The organism is Pseudoalteromonas sp. S3785, assembly GCF_005887365.1.
GTDB lineage: Bacteria > Pseudomonadota > Gammaproteobacteria > Enterobacterales > Alteromonadaceae > Pseudoalteromonas.
In genome coordinates, this window is record NZ_PNCT01000057.1 from 1 (window position 1) to 17,173 (window position 17,173).

Genomic DNA, 17,173 nt, shown 5'->3' on the forward strand with positions numbered 1-17,173 from the left:
CGCATGTTTGGCATTTATGCTTCGTTATCGCCTATTTATGGGGAATAACCACACTTCATAGGCTCTGCCTTGCCTAAAAACCAAACACACTGCTGCAAATTCAACCATCAAAGGTCAACACGCCCTGGTGGTTAAGTTCGTTATTGAAATTACTTAAGCGTCGTTATACTTTAAGTGTATTACTTTATAAAGCGTGGCATTTTTTATATTTCTTAGCACTTCCGCAAGGGCAGGGGTCATTTCTATTAACTTTAATATCGGCTACCGGATTAATAATACCCTCTAAATAACGCCATTCACCATCCTCTTTTATAAAGTCTGATTTCTCATCCAGTTCACAATATAAGTTTTGGTAAAAATAATACGCGTTAAAGGCAACAGAGCCTCGCTCATCACTTTGTTTTGTGTCGCGTACAACTAATTTTACAAAGCGGCAGCTATTGGCAAAGTCAGCAATTTCATTTACTGGGTTTTGTGCTTGTTTTTCTTTAGCGTAAGTTTTAAATACATAAGATGCATTTTTTAATGCATAAGCACTAAAGCGCGAACGCATTAATTGCTCAGGTGTTTCTGGGGTTTTTATATCAAGATGATAAGGTTGGCAACAGTCGCCATAATTAAGCTGACTGTTGCATTTGCAGGCGCTGGTACTGGTTACACTCATAAAATACTAATTAACATAAATCAAAAATGTATTTTACCAGCTTATTGAGTAAGTGATATTGCTGTAGTGCTGGTTTTTTTAGTAAAGCAAAATAGCTTAGCGCTTCTTTTATTTAAATTAAGCGATAAATTAACAAGCTGTTGCTCACTGACTATGTCGGTCCACGTAATAATGGCTGCAAAATTTCCATTATGGAGTGCGGAGTTAAGCACATACTCTAAATTTACTAAATGCTTTTGCCTTATCACAAGCAATTTGCTGGTATCAATAGAGCAGCTATCTAGTAAGGCTTTACTGGGCACATGGTCAGGCGCAATTAGTAAGGTCCACGCATTCGAGCTATTGTATTGGTGCAACACTTTTAGCATCTCAAATGTTGCAGAAATTTCATCTTCTACTTTTATTAAGTTTACTAACTCATTTTCGTCATGTTGTTGGTAGCTTTTAACGTTTCTTACGGTAATTGGCTGTAGCATAGGTCTCACTCACTGGGTTTATATACAGTACATGTATACAGTAGTTTATACAGTTGTTGTGTGCAAGTGTTTTTTGTTATTTTTTATACAGTTGATGACTTTAAAAAATAAATAATAAAAATAACACTTTAAAAACAGTTGCTTATAATTTATCTGTGAGAGTGAAAAATGAGGGTGCTTGCGCAACTGTATAAAGTGTAGCAGCGCTATACAGTACTTAAGAGGTGGCTATACAGTTGTTTTAATGTGTTTTACAGTACTTAGTAATACAGTAGTTAGTCATTTTTGGGGATTAAGTGAGCATACTGTATTTGGTGTATTTGCTCAAACAAGCTTGCTGCGTAGCACTGCGCGTCTTTAAGACGTTTGGTGTCGATATATTTTCTTAAATCATCTAAAGCAGCGGTTGCCGGTTCATAGCCTTGGCTACTGGCTAAACTAAGCCATGCTGCTGCGTGAAATACACTTTTTGGTACGCCTTGGCCTTTGACAAAAAATAATCCTAAATAAAACTGGGCGCGATGATTTCTGGCCATTGCGGCAAGACGCATCCATTTAGCTGCCAATGGTGCTTGATTATGTTTTAAATAATACAGTGCTTTATTAAGTGCTGTGTGCTCGCTTACATCACTATTGCTTTCAGCGCTTTGGTTTATAGGCTGAGTTACAAAGTCTAAAATGTTGTTTAATTGCTGCTCTAAGTCTTGTCCGCTAGGCTGAGTCTTATTCATACATTTTCTTTTATATAGTTTCTACGTCAACAGTTTAGTATATCGCAAGGTAAAATGTCCTGTTTATACTTAATTTTATGATAAAATCTCGTCACTTTTTACAACCACAAGTCTATTATGCTCGAAGCTCTATTTAAACTCCGCGAAAACAACTCCAATGTGCGACGCGAAAGCATTGCAGGAGTCACTACTTTCATCACTATGGTTTACATTGTATTTGTTAACCCTGCAATGCTTGCTGAAGCAGGCATGGATCAAGGTGCTGCATTTGTAGCCACTTGTATTGCAGCTGCTATTGGCTGTTTTATTATGGGGCTGTGGGCCAATTATCCTTTAGCACTTGCGCCAGGTATGGGCCTTAACGCATTTTTTACTTATGGTGTAGTTTTAGGGATGGGTTATAGCTGGCAGGCTGCATTAGGTGCGGTATTTATGTCTGGTTGTATATTTTTAATATTAAGTTTGTTTAAGGTCCGCGAGTGGATAATTAATGCGATTCCTTTGGTTTTAAAACAAGCTATAGCAACAGGTATAGGCGCGTTTTTAGCGTTAATTGCACTAAAAAATGCAGGGATTATTGTTTCAAGCCCAGCAACATTAGTGCAGCTTGGTGATATCACTTCGGCGGGCCCTTTATTAGCTATATTAAGCTTTTTTGTTATTGCGGCTTTACTTTATCGCGATATAAAAAGTGGCGTACTTATTAGCATTTTGCTAGTAACAGGTATTGCGTTAAGCCTTGATTTAGTTCAGTACCACGGCGTAATTTCAATGCCACCGTCTATTTTACCTACGTTTATGCAACTTGATTTTGCAGCGGCCCTTGAACTTTCCATGTTAAGCGTAATTTTTGCGTTTTTGTTTGTTGACTTATTTGATACATCAGGGACGTTGGTTGCGGTAACTCAAAAAGCAGGCTTGGCCGATGAAAAAGGCAACATGCCGCGCTTAGGGCGTGCTTTAAGTGCTGATAGTACAGCGACCATTGCCGGCGCAATGCTGGGTACTTCAACAACCACTTCTTATATTGAGTCTGTGGCCGGTGTATCGGTTGGCGGGCGTACTGGCTTAACAGCCGTCGTTGTAGGTGTATGCTTTTTGCTAATGATGTTTTTTGCGCCGCTTGCGCAAATGGTGCCAGCCTATGCAACAGCGGGTGCTATTTTATACGTTGCGGTATTAATGCTGCAAAACCTTAAGTTTGTGAACTGGGATGATATGAGCGATGCAATTCCGGTAAGTGTTGTACTGCTTATGACGCCACTTACATTCTCTATTGCACATGGTATTGCGCTTGGTTTTATATCGTATACTGCGGTTAAGTTACTATGTGGTAAACGCGATCAAGTGAGTATTAGTGTGTGGATTTTAACGGCGCTGTTTATTATTAAGTTTGCGTTTTTATCATAATAGCTAATACCGATTCGCTGAATTAACAGATGTACTTAAGGGCGGGTAAATTATTATTTAGCGGCTAACATTCAGTGCCATTGCCTAGTTATACCGTGTATATCTCTTGCAGTGGTAAATGAGTGTTTATAACGGAGTGAGTGCTAGGTAGTGCCCTAAAGTATATTCGTATTTACCCATGGTAAAAACAGTTTAGCAGATACAAAAAAGCCCATACATTGTGTATGGGCTTTCTTTAGGTTATTTAAAATTACCATTTCTTTTTAGGGGCAAATAACACATCGAGGTCATCTTGCTCAGCTTCTGCTTTTTTCTTAAGGGCGGTGGCGTTTGACGCTTTTAGTTCAGTACTTATTTCTTCTAAATAGCCTTCGACTTCTTGGCGTTTAGTATTTACGTATTCATCTGAATAGGTAACGGCACTAAGCGTGGCATAGGCTTTCTCAAAATACTGTCTGGCAGAGCCCACCATACTTGCCGAACGAGCAGATAAACCGCGTTTTATTTGGCTTTCTATATTAATTCTCAGTTGTAGTTTTTCTAGACGCTTATCTTCTGCGGCAAATACTTGGCTATCTACGCGTCCTTTACTGTGCTCCGAACGCATAATTACTCTAAGCTTTTTTATACCTTGTATTAACGAAACTAATTGTTTGTCGTTACTTGGTAGTGATAAATTGTCGTTGCTATTGCCTTGTACTGGCGCACTTAGCTTTTCTTTAGCTTCGTTCATTCTACTTTTTAATGCTTTAGAATTAGGTGAGTGTTTCACCATGGCGTTTAGCGCCTCGTAACATCTACGTTGCAAAGCGCGTATAACATTTTCAGAAAGCGGAATATTGGCACTATTCATTAGCGCCTCTTCGGTTTCTTCGATTATAGCTTTTTGTTTTGTTAATTCTTTACGACGTTCAACTTCTTGTTTTTCTTTATGCTGTTGTACAGCGCTTACCCACAGTGCAATCACTATTAGCGCCACTATAAGCACAATTATAATCGAAACGATCATGGCTTAACTCTCGGATTCACAATCTATTTTTTTATATTACATCAAATATATGCTTTGAGGGTAGCTTTGCGCTGATTAACTTTAAAATATGTTAAAAATTAGATATAGGAATAATGTATTATAAGTTGAACCTGAATAAACATCGCTACCTGAAGCGAATTTATTATGCTAGCCTTAGCTTCTAAATAATGAAGGTATAAGTATGCATTTAGGCAAGTATTGTATAAAGTTAACTTGTCTCTGTAGCTTGCTACCTTCATGCTGGCCTAATAACAACGTTAAAACTGCAACCATGAAATTACAACAACTTAGATACATAGTAGAAGTTCAAAATCATAAGCTAAACGTATCAGCTACCGCTGAAAGTTTATTTACCTCACAGCCTGGTATATCTAAACAAGTGCGTATGCTAGAAGATGAGTTAGGTGTACAAATTTTCGGCCGCAGTGGTAAACATTTAACGCATGTTACAGGTGCCGGTGAAGAAATAATTAACATTTCTCGCGAAATTCTTTCTAAGGTCGAAGGAATAAAAGCCGTTGCTAATGAACATACCTTGCCTGATCAAGGTAAACTAAATATAGCCACTACACATACTCAGGCTCGTTACGCTTTACCCAGTGTTATCCAAGGGTTTATGAAAAAATACCCCGCTGTTTCGCTGCATATGCACCAAGGTACACCGCAACAAATATCTGATGCGGCAGCGCGCGGAGACGCTGACTTTGCCATCGCAACTGAGGCGCTTCATTTATACTCAGATTTAGTTATGCTGCCTTGTTATCATTGGAATCGCAGCATTGTAGTGGCAAAAGATCATCCATTAGCACAAAAGGCCGACAGTTTAACTGTTGCTGATATAGCTCAGTATCCACTTATTACGTATGTATTTGGTTTTACTGGTCGCTCTGAACTCGACAAAGCATTTAATGCACATGGCCTTGAGCCACACATTGTGTTTACTGCAACAGATGCCGATGTAATAAAAACGTATGTAAGGTTAGGGCTAGGTGTAGGTGTAGTTGCCTCAATGGCCGTTGACCAATTAAGTGACACGGATTTAGTGTGTATTGATGCTAGTCATTTATTTGAAGCGAGTACAACTAAAATTGGCTTTAGAAAGGGCAGTTTTTTACGTACTTATATGTATGACTTTATTGAACGTTTTGCCCCGCATTTAACTAAAGAGCGAGTAGAGCGCGCTAGTTTGTTACGTAATCAAGAAGATGTTGATGCGTTGTTTGCAGACATAGAACTGCCGGTAAAATAGCAAAGCTTTATACAAAAAATAAAAAACCGCGTATTGCTACAATACGCGGTTTTTTGTCTTTATACGCTTAACATTCAATAATGTTTACCGCTAATCCACCGCGTGCGGTTTCTTTGTATTTGGTTTTCATGTCGTTGCCAGTATCAAGCATGGTTTTAATGACTTTATCAAGCGACACCTTTTGCTCGCCACTGCCACGTATTGCTAGGCGCGAGGCATTAATTGCTTTAATGGCGCCCATGGCATTGCGCTCAATACACGGTACTTGTACCAATCCGCCTACAGGGTCGCAGGTTAGACCTAAATTATGCTCCATGCCTATTTCTGCGGCGTTTTCAACATGTACTACATTACCACCAACAATTTCGGTGAGTGCGCCGGCAGCCATTGAACAAGCCACACCCACTTCACCTTGGCAGCCTACTTCTGCACCCGAAATAGAGGCATTTTTTTTGTATAAAATACCAATAGCCGCTGCGGTTAATAAATAGCGCGTGGCTATGTCGCGGTCCACTTCTTTAATAAACGTGTGGTAGTACATTAGTACGGCAGGTAATATACCCGCTGCGCCATTTGTAGGCGCGGTAACTACGCGACCCCCCGCGGCATTTTCTTCATTTACAGCAAGGGCAAATAAATCCACCCAATCCATTGCTCTAAGCGGGTCATTGCTTACTTCTACATTGAGTTTTAAATATAAGCTAGGTGCACGGCGTTTAACTTTTAAACCACCAGGTAAAATGCCCTCGGTGCGCATGCCTCGCTCTATACAGGCCTTCATAACTTGCCAAATATTAAATAGCTCGTCTTTAATATCGTCTTCTTTGCGCAGCGTTTTTTCGTTGTGCATCATTAAGGTTGATACACTCAAGCCCGACTCTTTACATAGCTCTAGCAAATCTTTTGCGCTTTCGAATGGGTAAGGCGCAGGGTTTTGTTCGCGTATATCAAGGGCTGCTTGTTTTTCGTTTTCAAATTCTTCATCGGTAACAATAAAGCCGCCGCCAATAGAATAGTACACTTTGCTATATACTTTTTCGCCATTGCTTGAGGCAATAATTTCCATTGCATTAGAATGCTTAGGTAAGGTTTTACGGCGATGAAAAACAATAGCTCCTTGCTTAGGAAAGTTCGCTTTATGGGTTTGGTTTAGGTATATCACTTGCTCTTTTTCAATGGTAGCAAGAATATCGTCAACTAAATCAGCATCAATTGTTTCTGGATCGTATCCTGCAAGTCCTAATATTACGGCTTTACCGGAACCATGGCCTACGCCGGTTTGACCCAGTGAGCCATAAAGCTCAACTTTTATATCGGTAACAGAAGTTAAAAGTTGTTGTTCTTGAAGGTCATTAACAAATAAGCGCGAGGCGCGCATTGGGCCAACGGTGTGTGACGACGATGGGCCAATACCAATGCTAAACATATCAAATGCACTGATCATATTATGGGTCTCTACTATATTTACTCAGCCCTGGAGCTGTTCTTTGAACGGTCGAGTATCATAACGTTAATTCTATATTATGTAACTATTTGCCAATAAGTTTTAAACTGGTAGGGCAAGCTGTTTTGTAAAGTTTTTTATAATGTTAGCCGTTGCTCCCCACAGTAATCCGTGCGGTGTACTAAACCCTTGCAAGTTGATTTTTTTGCCAAATCGCTGAAAAGGAATGGGCTGCCAATTGGCCTCGTTTGAAAGCGCAGTAAGCGACAGTAAAAAGCTTGCTTGCACTTCATTATAATCATTCTCCCATACTGTGTGTTTATCAAGTAAACCCACAAATGGGCTAATGCTAAAGCCCGTTAGGGTAGAGTATTGCGGCAGCTGACCGAGCACTGTGACATGACTTGGCGCTATATTAAGCTCTTCATGTAGTTCTCGAAGTGCTGTGGTACGCAGGTGCTTATCGCTTTGCTCAAACTTACCGCCGGGTAAACAAATTTCCCCAGGGTGGTGATGTAAATAAGTAGGGCGTTTGCACAATAAAATATGCGCGTGGTTATCAACATCAATAATAGGCAGCATAACCGCACTGGCACGCTTTTTACGGGTATCTTTTATTTGATTTGGCGCGGCAGTAGGGCTTAGCTGAAACCGCGCCATAATATGTTCACTATTCAAAGCGTTCTACTGTTTTAATAAAGGAAGTATTTTATTCACTTTATCGTATGTTTCTTGGTATTCCAATTCGACTTTAGAATCAGCGATAATACCCCCGCCGGCCCAGCAATAAATATGCTCGTTATGACAAACTAATGTACGGATTGTAATACTGGTGTCCATATTACCGCAGGCGCTTAAATACCCTATAGAGCCACAGTAAATACTCCGCCTATGAGGCTCTAGCTCTTCAATTATTTCCATTGCTCTAATTTTCGGTGCACCGGTGATTGACCCTCCGGGGAATGCAGCTTCAAGTTGATCAACACACGTTTTATTCTCATCGAGTTCGGCCGTGACAGTACTGACTAAGTGATGAACAGCCGGAAAGCTCTCAATAGCAAACAGTGAGGGCACCTTTACAGAGCCAGGCTTTGCCACTTTGCCTAAATCGTTACGCAGTAAATCAACAATCATTACGTTTTCTGCGCGGTCTTTGGTTGAGTTTTCAAGGGCCCTGGCTTGTTGTTGGTCTGCGATGGCATCGGCCATACGTGGCAAAGTGCCTTTGATAGGTTTTGTTTCAACTATGTTGTCGTGAACTGCAATAAAGCGCTCGGGCGATATTGATAAAATGGCACCACCTGGGTGGTTTATGAAGCTAGAGAACGGCGCTTTATTTGCTACACGTAATATTTTATAGGCTTGGAAAGGATCGCCTTTAAAGCTAGCACTAAAGCGCTGCGCGAGGTTGATTTGATAGCAATCACCACTTTTTAAATAATCTTGTATTTGCGAAAATTTATCAGCGTATTCATGCTTACTCATATTTGATTGCCAATCACTGGTGAGCGAAAAGTGTGCAGGCGCTACATCGTTTGCTAAATATTGCTGGTAAAGCGCTAGGCGATTTATCTGTGGTTGAGAAACGTAAAACCAGCTTTGCTGGCGTTTATCAAATATTAGCGCATCTAAATAAAGACCAATGGCCATTTGTGGCAACGTTATATCGTGTTTTGCTGTGCTTGGCATGTGCTCAATAATACGGCCTAAGTCGTAACCAAAATAACCAAGCCAGCCGCCATTAAAGGGCAGGTTATTAGCGGCTTTTTGCGTGCTAAGTTTACTTAGCTCATCGTTCATTATTGTAAAGGGGCTACGTGAGTCAAGTTGCTGATTAAATACGCTTTGATTGTTATTGACTTCTAAAATAGCGTGGGGCTCTATCGCAATAATATCGTAGCGACTATTTATGTGCTCGCTATTGGCTGAGTCTAGTAATACGGCATAGGGTAAATGCGCAAAATGCGCGAAAACATCAATGCAGTTTTGTGTTATGGCTAATTTTACACAATTTTTTTCATTGTTTAGCATTTACTGCCCCTTTAAGAACTGGCTCGAAACGGGCTGGGAGGGTATCATAAGTCAAATTTTTTTGGCAGCGTTTAGTATCAAATCTACGTTGTAATTAAAACAGTGCAAACCACCGTCACCGGTTTGGTATAGATTACGCTTAAGCGTAACGCTAACTTAAGGAACCACTAATGAGTACAATCCGTCAGCAAGACTTTATTGATAGCATTGAAGATGCGTTGCAATATATTTCTTTTTATCACCCTCTTGATTTTGTTCAAGCGCTAGAAAAAGCCTATAACAAAGAACAAAGCAAGGCTGCAAAAGATGCAATCGCGCAAATTTTAATTAACTCGCGTATGTCGGCTGAAGGCAAGCGTCCATTGTGTCAAGACACGGGTATTATTACCTGTTTTGTAAAAGTAGGAATGGATGTTAAGTGGGATAAAACAGATTTAACTGTACAACAAATGGTTGATGAAGGCACACGTCGCGCATATTTAAACCCAGATAATCCACTACGCGCTTCTATTGTAGCTGACCCTGCAGGCACGCGTAAAAACACCAAAGATAATACCCCATCAGTTGTTCATATTGACTTAGTGCCGGGTGGCGAAGTAGAAGTAATGGTTGCAGCGAAAGGCGGCGGCTCAGAGAACAAAAGTAAAATGGTTATGCTAAACCCATCTGACGATGTCGCTGCATGGGTAGAAAAAACGCTACCGACGATGGGCGCAGGCTGGTGTCCGCCTGGCATGCTAGGTATAGGTATTGGCGGTACCGCCGAAAAAGCAGCGGTAATGGCCAAAGAGTCGTTAATGGACCCTGTTGATATTCATGAGCTAATGGAGCGCGGTGCACAAACAACAGAAGAAAAATTACGTTTAGAAATTTTTGAACGTGCTAACAAGCTAGGTATTGGTGCACAAGGTTTAGGTGGTTTAACAACGGTTGTTGATATTAAAGTAAAAACTGCACCTACACATGCGGCATCAAAACCTGTAGTGATGATCCCTAACTGCGCTGCTACGCGCCACGTACACTTTACATTAGATGGCTCAGGCCCTGCAGATTTAAAAGCGCCTAAGCTAGAAGACTGGCCAGAAGTCACCTTTGAAGTAGGTGAAGGAACGCGTCGGGTTAATTTAGACACGCTAACTAAAGAAGATACTCGCGAGTGGAAAATGGGTGAAACTATTTTACTCTCAGGCACTATTTTAACAGGCCGTGACGCTGCCCATAAACGCTTACAAGATATGATCAATTCAGGTGAAGGTTTACCTGAAGGCGTAGACTTCGATAATAAGTTTATTTATTACGTTGGCCCAGTTGATGCTGTAGGTGATGAAGCTGTAGGCCCTGCAGGCCCTACAACCGCAACACGTATGGATAAATTTACCGATATGATGTTAGAAAAAACCGGCATTGTAGGCATGATAGGTAAAGCTGAGCGTGGTCCTGCTACAGTTGAGTCGATTAAAGAGCATAAATCGGTTTATTTAATGGCTGTAGGTGGTGCGGCATATTTAGTATCTAAAGCAATTAAAAAAGCACGCGTGGTTGCCTTTGAAGATTTAGGTATGGAAGCAATCTACGAATTTGAAGTAGAAGATATGCCAGTTACAGTGGCTGTAGATAGCGAAGGTGCAAATGCACACACACAAGGCCCTGCCATTTGGAAAGCTAAAATTGAAGAGCTAGACGGTAAGCTTAAATAAAGGTTTGCGTAATCTAATAACAAAGCGAGCTTAGGCTCGCTTTTTTTGTATTTTTTAATAAACACACTAAAAAAGCGCAAATCTCCTCTTTAAATAAACACCTCAGACCAGTTGCGGTAAATCTGATTTTTTCTTCATAAACCTATACACTGTGCGCCTTTGCTGGGAGGGGAGCTGTGTAATACAAGGTTTACACTTGGCATTACCTTTACGTTCACGTAAGTGTGAGCGCACTTTTAATCGGCGGTGTTAGTTTTAAATTTAACTTATATGCCTTTTGTTGGATTTTCTATCCATGTCTTTATGATATATAGGTTTATTAATTTATATAGCTCACTTTTTAAGGGTTTAACTTGTCATTGTGTAGCCCCCTCAAAAATGAAGTGGTAAAGTTTCGTCAATTTCCAGCGCTCATCCCTCTCACGGGTAAACTATTTTGGAGTAATAACAGTGGCTGTGTTTAATCAAGCTGAATTTGATAACCACGAACAAGTGGTTTTTTGTTCTGACGAAGCGTCAGGTTTAAAAGCAATTATTGCCGTGCACAATACCAACCTTGGCCCTGCAGTTGGCGGTTGTAGAATGTGGGATTATGCAAAAGATGAAGATGCAGTATACGATGTGCTGCGCTTATCTAAGGGCATGACCTATAAAAATGCAGTCGCACGTTTGCCATTTGGTGGTGGTAAATCAGTTATTATTGGTGATGCAAAAAAAATTAAGTCTGAGCAGTTATTCCGTGCTTTTGGCCGCCAATTAGAGCGATTAAATGGCAGTTACTATTCAGCAGAAGATGTGAACATTACTTGCGATGATGTTGCATTAATGAATAAAGAAACAAACTATGTACTGGGCCTTGAAGGGAAAAGCGGAAACCCGTCACCTTTTACAGCATATGGTACTTTTTTAGGAATTAAAGCGGCGTTACAGCATCAGCGAGGTCATCAAGATTTTTCGGGTATTAAAGTGGCTGTGCAAGGCTTAGGTGCTGTAGCCTATGGTTTATGTAAACACCTAGCTGAGGCCGGTGCGCAACTATTTGTAACTGATATAAATCAAGATTCAGTAGAACGTGTAGTTAATGACTTTGGTGCAACATCGGTAGGTATTGATGAAATTTACGATCTTGATGTTGATGTGTACGCACCTTGTGCGCTTGGCGCAACGGTTAACGATGAAACTATACCACGCCTTAAAGCAACGATTATTGCAGGTTGTGCAAATAACCAATTAGCACAATCTCGCCACGGTGAAGTACTTCGTGAAAAAGGTATTTTGTATGCACCCGATTACGTTATTAACGCTGGTGGCATTATTAATGTGTATTACGAAACTGCACCTCAAGGCTACAGTGAAGCGGCGTCTAATAAACATGTTGAAGGCATATACGATACGCTTACTGAAATTTTTGCGCGTAGTGAAAAAGAGCAAAAATCAACGCATTTGATAGCCGATGAGTTAGCGCAAGAGATTATTAAAAACGGTCTTTAATTTAGCTCTATTATTTTTAAAAAGGCGTACTTTGGTACGCCTTTTTTGTTTATACTTTATGGCGTTACCTTTAACCGTATGGATAATATGACTAATACAAACGCCTTAATGGAGCCAATTGATTTTGATACTTGGCCTCGCAAGCAACACTTTGAATTGTTTAAAAACTTCACCCAGCCATATTTTAATGTGTGTGTAACACTTAACGCCAAGCCTTTATTTGAATATTGTAAACAAAATAAACTGTCTTTTTTTCAAGCATATGTGCATACCACACTAACAGCATGCCACGCCTATAACCCGATCATGCTAAGGATTATCAATGAGCGTCCATGGCGCTTAAAGCAAGTTAGAGCGAGTGTGGTAGAGCTTGCCAGCGATGATTCGTTTATATTTAGTTATTTTAATTATTCATCTTGCTTTGAAGCTTTTTCTCAACACGCGACCACTATAAGTGCCAATGCTAAATCTCAACCGTTATTTTCTCAGGCATTCAATCAAACCGAAGGACAGGCTGATTTGATACATATTTCAGTGCTGCCATGGCTGAACTTTAGCAGTTTTTCGCATGCCTTTAGTGAAGGGAAATGTTTAGGCATTCCTAAGTTTGTGTTTGGTCAATATAATAAAACCACGGGACTAATGCCGTTTTCGATTGATGTGCATCATTCTTTAATGGACGGTTTACACGTCGCAGCGTTTATAAGCGTATTACAAGATAATATTAACAACTTTTGTAAAGATTAATTAAATTTAGTTAATGCAATGTGTTTATTCGCTATGGTAGTATTTTTAATTAAATAGGTGGGTATAAGTTAATTTGTAACGATTAGCTGATCCGTTTAAAGCATAACGCTTTAATAACTTATTAAAAGGTGTCTTTAGCACGTATTATTTGTTGTTGACGCTATTGTTTAGTTTAAATTAAAGCGCTTGTTAGCGCTTAAACAAAGCATAGTGTATTCACCCCGTGCGTATAGGGATTTTAGCACTTTGTTGGATATACAGTTTAGATGTGAGCAGTGCCGAGTAAATTCTTTCCCGCTACGCTTAAATAACGTTAAAACGCTTACACAAGTAAAAGAATAACTAAGGCAGTTGATGATGAGACAATTAAGCATTATATGTTCTTTTTTCGTCATGTTTTTATGTGAAGCTCAAGAGCAAACGCGCTTACCGTTAAGCGATTATTTTTCTGAAACATGGAATACTCGCTCAGGACTGCCGCATAACAGTATTAATAGTGTTACTCAAACTCAAGATGGTTACTTATGGGTTGCTACCTGGGAAGGTTTAGCACGGTTTAATGGGCAAGAGTTTACAATACTAACCCGTGCCCATATAAATAATTTACCCGACTCAGGTTTAAGGGCCTTAACACCAACACAAAGCGGTGGGCTATATATAGCGGGCTCGCGAGGTGGGATTAGTTTATATCAACATAGGCAGTGGGACACGCAGCGCTCAGCGTCTACCATGGTTAATCATTTAATAGAAAGTGCTGATAAAAGCCTATGGTTAGCCCTTGAAAACGATGGGGTTTTTTATCGTGAGCACAACAGCGATACCGACCTTGCGATAATTAAAAATGTGAGTGCTTATCGCGTTATAGAAGACAGCGACGGGGTTATTTGGGCTGCAACTAGTGCGGGCCTTTATAAAATAGATAATAAAATACCCACCCTAATGACGCCTCACTTTGGTTTACCCAATGCGCCCGTATACAATTTATTAATTACCCGAGGCGGCTCGCTGATAGTGGGAAGCGAAAAAGGCGCATGGATCAAAATAAATTCGCAGTTTCGGCCTATACATGAACAGCTTGCAAATGAATCAATTTCTAGTTTACTAGAGGACAATCATGGTGATTTATGGTTCGGCACAATTAATAAAGGGGTATTTAGGTTATCACCTGACGGTGTAGAGCAATTAGATGCCAAAAACGGACTGCCAGCCAACCGAATTTTGTCTTTGTTACAAGATAGAGAAAATAGCATTTGGATTGGCACAAACGCGGGATTGTTTCGTCTGCGTGAGTCGCCGTTTTCATCGTGGACCCATAAGAGAGGCTTAGCCGGGGATTATACCCGTACAGTGCTTTCTCACTCTGATGGTAGTTTATGGGTTGGGGGTAGCTCAGGCTTAAACATAATCAAAAACAATCGTGCTATCTTGGTCTCAGGCTCTAAACAAAGCAATCCTTACTCTATACTTAGTTTACACGAAGCACCCGATGGGAGTGTATGGGCTGGCACCTATACCTCGGGTGTTTTAAAAGTAGTCAATAATACCTTTACCCCATTCATTAGTCGTAGCACGGGCCTTGGAAGTAACGAAGTAAGAGCGTTATTATTTGATTCTAAAAACCGTTTGTGGATAGGCTCCGCTATGGGGCTTACGCGCATAAATGAAGATGGCAGCTTAGAGCAATTTACAAATAAAAAAGAGTTACCAAGCGGGTTTATACTCACGCTTAGTGAAGATAACGCAGGTAATATCTGGGTAGGCACCGGCAATGGGGTGGTGGTATTTGATATTGTTAGTGAACACTTTACAACGGTTGAATTTCCGCGTGAGTTTTCTGCTAAATATGCGTTTGGGTTTTATATTGATGATACTTATACCTGGATGGCTACAGATAGAGGCTTAGTACGCTATGAGCTAAAAAGCGGGAAAATGGCCATGCTTGGCTTAGAGCAAGGTTTACCTATCGATAAACTATTTCAAGTGGTGCCGCATAATGGTTCATTTTGGCTTTCGAGCAACCGCGGGATCATTCAAATCGATAAAAATCATATACAACAAATTCTCGATGCGCCTGTGAACGCTAAAACACCTGTGCTTAACTATCAACTGTATGATGAAGGCGATGGCATGTTAAGTGCGCAGGCTAATGGCGGCTCAACGCCTTCGGCTGTAACGCATTACGATGGGAGTATTTGGTTTGCAACTGCTAAGGGGGTAAGTACTGTAAAACCTGCTCGCTTAAAAGCATCAACGCAAATTGCACTGCCGACCATTATTGAAAATATTTTTGTAGATGGTAAGCCTATTGCACTTCCGCTTGAAGGGGAGTCGGTCTTTTTGCCGCCGGGGGTTTCTCGTTTATCGTTTCATTATGCAGGGCTGAGCTTTATTATGCCGCAGCGATTAAACTTTCAAACCCAACTAAAAGGATTTAACGATAAATGGGTTAGTCGCCAGCATATGACCGGTGCTGAGTACACCAATTTACCCCCAGGGGAGTATACCTTTATGGTACGCGCAAGTTACCCTAACGCACATTGGCAAGATAATCAGCAAGCTGTAAATATTGTAATTCAGTCATTTTTTTGGCAAAAAACGCAATTTAAGTTTGCAATATTTGTATTTTTTTTAATGGTGATTTTTGCCATATATAAATACCGTTTATATCACTATAAAAAAATAGAAATAGAGCTGACTAATCGCGTAGAAAAACAAACGCAAGACCTACAAACGCAAGCCAATGCGTTTGCGTACCAAGCAACGCACGACCAACTTACCGATATGCCTAACAGGCGTGCTTTTGATAGTTGGCTTGCCCATAACTTTGCCACTTACAAACAGCAAAACCGACCCTTAGCCATAGCCATACTGGATATTGATCACTTTAAGCGAATTAACGATAACTGGTCGCATATAATTGGTGACAAAGTGATTTGTACTATTGCAGATCTGCTTAAAAATGGCTGCCAAGAAAACCAGCATATAGCACGATGGGGCGGTGAAGAGTTTACCATTGTTTTTGCAGATAAAACCGCTGGCGAAGCAAAAATGATATGTGAAGCACTGCGCGAGAGCATTGCACAACATGACTTTTCGGCTATTGGTGAGGGGTTAAGTGTAACAGCGAGTTTTGGTTTGTCTGACTCAACCAACGTGGGTGATTACGACCGTCTTTTATCGCGAGCAGATCAAGCCTTATACAAAGCTAAAAATAGCGGACGAAATTGCACAGAAATTATCTGATTGAAAATGAGTGCAGGCGCACATATTAATAAGAGACTAACTTATTTTGGATGTCCCCATGATAAACGGGCTACTCATTTTTGCTTTGGCTATTTTTGTTGTAATTTATTGGCGCTGGCAGACACTACAAAACTGGCTTTGGAATAAAAAATATAAAAACGCGGTTTTAAACTCTCAACAAAAAGAAATACTCTTTCGTTGCATGCCTATCTATAAAAAGATGACGGACAACGACAGAGCAAAGCTTGAGCGCCACATAATATGGTTTTTAAGCGAAAAGCGCTTTTTAGGCCGAGACGGACTAAAGCTAACCCCCGCCATGAAGCTGATAGTTGCTGCTGATGCCTGTGTATTAGTGCTTAATAAACCTTGGCCACTTTATAAAAACGTAAAAGAAATCTTACTCTACCCTAGTGCGTATTACGCGCCGCAATCTACACGAGATAGTGCTGGGCTGGTTAGTTACCACAACGCTGTGCGCTTAGGTGAGTCGTGGCCTGGTGGCACATTAGTGCTGAGTTGGCACGATGTACTAGAAGGCAACCGTTTACCAAGCGATGGCCATAATTTAGTGTTTCATGAATTTGCCCACCAGTTAGATCAAGAAACCGGAAAAACCACTGGCACTCCATTACTAAAAACCCCCAATGCTTACAAAGAGTGGGCCCGTGTTTTTAGCCGTGCTTTTGTACAGTTAAAAAGTCATGTTGCTTATAACATGCCCCATGTTATTCATAGTTATGGGGCAACCAACGAGGCTGAGTTTTTTGCTGTACTCACAGAGACCTTTTTAGAAAAGCCAGCGCAGCTTAAACAACACGACCCTGAAATTTATAGAATGCTGGTGGATTACTACCAATTTGACCCCATAGTTTGGCATTAATTTTTGGTGCTTGGTCTGATATCGCTGGCAAGTTAGCGCTGTTTTTGTTGCAATCGTGTTAGAGAGTTTAACTGCAA

14 protein-coding genes are annotated in these 17,173 nt (G+C 40.5%); 7 read left to right on the plus strand and 7 right to left on the minus strand.

Annotated features, from left to right (window positions below; translation table 11 throughout):
- Positions 1 to 184: 184 nt before the first annotated feature.
- From CWC17_RS14875 to CWC17_RS14885, 3 genes are all read right to left on the minus strand, one after another.
- Positions 185 to 664: a YchJ family protein gene (locus CWC17_RS14875; protein WP_138541809.1), complete on the minus strand. Its 480-nt coding sequence runs from the start codon at positions 662 to 664 to the stop codon at positions 185 to 187.
- 41 nt (positions 665 to 705) lie between these two features.
- Positions 706 to 1,140, minus strand: coding sequence for a SulA-like leucine-rich domain-containing protein (locus CWC17_RS14880; protein ID WP_138541808.1), 435 nt, complete (start codon positions 1,138 to 1,140; stop codon positions 706 to 708).
- 275 nt (positions 1,141 to 1,415) lie between these two features.
- The gene (locus CWC17_RS14885; protein WP_138613777.1) at positions 1,416 to 1,871 is read right to left on the minus strand and encodes an SEL1-like repeat protein; all 456 of its coding nucleotides are present in this window, start codon (positions 1,869 to 1,871) and stop codon (positions 1,416 to 1,418) included.
- A 117-nt stretch (positions 1,872 to 1,988) separates the two neighbouring features.
- On the opposite strand from CWC17_RS14885, the gene CWC17_RS14890 reads away from it, so the two are divergent.
- Positions 1,989 to 3,281, plus strand: a complete 1,293-nt coding sequence (locus tag CWC17_RS14890) for an NCS2 family permease (protein WP_055016571.1) — start codon at positions 1,989 to 1,991, stop codon at positions 3,279 to 3,281.
- 250 nt (positions 3,282 to 3,531) lie between these two features.
- On the opposite strand, the gene CWC17_RS14895 is transcribed toward CWC17_RS14890, so the two are convergent.
- The gene (locus CWC17_RS14895) at positions 3,532 to 4,290 is read right to left on the minus strand and encodes a hypothetical protein (protein WP_055016572.1); all 759 of its coding nucleotides are present in this window, start codon (positions 4,288 to 4,290) and stop codon (positions 3,532 to 3,534) included.
- A 292-nt stretch (positions 4,291 to 4,582) separates the two neighbouring features.
- Here CWC17_RS14895 and cysB point away from each other — a divergent pair, with 292 nt between their 5' ends.
- Positions 4,583 to 5,560 (plus strand): HTH-type transcriptional regulator CysB, encoded by a 978-nt coding sequence (gene cysB, locus CWC17_RS14900; RefSeq protein ID WP_138613779.1) that lies wholly within the window; start codon positions 4,583 to 4,585, stop codon positions 5,558 to 5,560.
- Positions 5,561 to 5,627: 67 nt separating this feature from the next.
- On the opposite strand, the gene CWC17_RS14905 is transcribed toward cysB, so the two are convergent.
- The 3 genes from CWC17_RS14905 to pabB form a co-directional block, all read right to left on the minus strand.
- A complete protein-coding gene (locus CWC17_RS14905; RefSeq protein ID WP_055016574.1) occupies positions 5,628 to 7,004 on the minus strand; it encodes an L-serine ammonia-lyase in 1,377 nt (458 codons plus the stop codon).
- A 102-nt stretch (positions 7,005 to 7,106) separates the two neighbouring features.
- Positions 7,107 to 7,682: an NUDIX hydrolase gene (locus CWC17_RS14910; protein ID WP_171037657.1), complete on the minus strand. Its 576-nt coding sequence runs from the start codon at positions 7,680 to 7,682 to the stop codon at positions 7,107 to 7,109.
- A 6-nt stretch (positions 7,683 to 7,688) separates the two neighbouring features.
- Positions 7,689 to 9,035, minus strand: coding sequence for an aminodeoxychorismate synthase component I (pabB, locus tag CWC17_RS14915; RefSeq protein ID WP_138613781.1), 1,347 nt, complete (start codon positions 9,033 to 9,035; stop codon positions 7,689 to 7,691).
- Positions 9,036 to 9,205: 170 nt separating this feature from the next.
- Between pabB and CWC17_RS14920 the strand changes: the two genes are divergently transcribed.
- The 5 genes from CWC17_RS14920 to CWC17_RS14940 all read left to right on the plus strand — a co-directional run bounded on the left by CWC17_RS14920 (position 9,206) and on the right by CWC17_RS14940 (position 17,096).
- The gene (locus tag CWC17_RS14920; RefSeq protein WP_055016577.1) at positions 9,206 to 10,732 is read left to right on the plus strand and encodes a fumarate hydratase; all 1,527 of its coding nucleotides are present in this window, start codon (positions 9,206 to 9,208) and stop codon (positions 10,730 to 10,732) included.
- A 450-nt stretch (positions 10,733 to 11,182) separates the two neighbouring features.
- On the plus strand, positions 11,183 to 12,223 hold the full coding sequence (locus CWC17_RS14925; RefSeq protein WP_055016578.1) for a Leu/Phe/Val dehydrogenase: 1,041 nt from the start codon (positions 11,183 to 11,185) through the stop codon (positions 12,221 to 12,223).
- A gap of 108 nt (positions 12,224 to 12,331) precedes the next feature.
- Positions 12,332 to 12,970, plus strand: coding sequence for a CatA-like O-acetyltransferase (locus tag CWC17_RS14930; protein ID WP_138613794.1), 639 nt, complete (start codon positions 12,332 to 12,334; stop codon positions 12,968 to 12,970).
- 354 nt (positions 12,971 to 13,324) lie between these two features.
- Positions 13,325 to 16,213, plus strand: coding sequence for a ligand-binding sensor domain-containing diguanylate cyclase (locus tag CWC17_RS14935; protein WP_349654492.1), 2,889 nt, complete (start codon positions 13,325 to 13,327; stop codon positions 16,211 to 16,213).
- Between the two features lie 58 nt (positions 16,214 to 16,271).
- Entirely contained in the window at positions 16,272 to 17,096 is an 825-nt protein-coding gene (locus CWC17_RS14940) for a M90 family metallopeptidase (protein ID WP_138613783.1), read from the plus strand.
- Positions 17,097 to 17,173 lie beyond the last annotated feature (77 nt).

What these genes read in the sequence shown, in the direction of transcription:
- CWC17_RS14875 (WP_138541809.1), bottom strand. Translation starts at nt 664, where the DNA reads ATGAGTGTAACCAGTACCAGCGCCTGCAAATGCAACAGTCAGCTTAAT.
- CWC17_RS14880 (WP_138541808.1), bottom strand. Translation starts at nt 1,140, where the DNA reads ATGCTACAGCCAATTACCGTAAGAAACGTTAAAAGCTACCAACAACAT.
- CWC17_RS14885 (WP_138613777.1), bottom strand. Translation starts at nt 1,871, where the DNA reads ATGAATAAGACTCAGCCTAGCGGACAAGACTTAGAGCAGCAATTAAAC.
- CWC17_RS14890 (WP_055016571.1), top strand. Translation starts at nt 1,989, where the DNA reads ATGCTCGAAGCTCTATTTAAACTCCGCGAAAACAACTCCAATGTGCGA.
- CWC17_RS14895 (WP_055016572.1), bottom strand. Translation starts at nt 4,290, where the DNA reads ATGATCGTTTCGATTATAATTGTGCTTATAGTGGCGCTAATAGTGATT.
- cysB (WP_138613779.1), top strand. Translation starts at nt 4,583, where the DNA reads ATGAAATTACAACAACTTAGATACATAGTAGAAGTTCAAAATCATAAG.
- CWC17_RS14905 (WP_055016574.1), bottom strand. Translation starts at nt 7,004, where the DNA reads ATGATCAGTGCATTTGATATGTTTAGCATTGGTATTGGCCCATCGTCG.
- pabB (WP_138613781.1), bottom strand. Translation starts at nt 9,035, where the DNA reads ATGCTAAACAATGAAAAAAATTGTGTAAAATTAGCCATAACACAAAAC.
- CWC17_RS14920 (WP_055016577.1), top strand. Translation starts at nt 9,206, where the DNA reads ATGAGTACAATCCGTCAGCAAGACTTTATTGATAGCATTGAAGATGCG.
- CWC17_RS14930 (WP_138613794.1), top strand. Translation starts at nt 12,332, where the DNA reads ATGGAGCCAATTGATTTTGATACTTGGCCTCGCAAGCAACACTTTGAA.
- CWC17_RS14935 (WP_349654492.1), top strand. Translation starts at nt 13,325, where the DNA reads ATGATGAGACAATTAAGCATTATATGTTCTTTTTTCGTCATGTTTTTA.
- CWC17_RS14940 (WP_138613783.1), top strand. Translation starts at nt 16,272, where the DNA reads ATGATAAACGGGCTACTCATTTTTGCTTTGGCTATTTTTGTTGTAATT.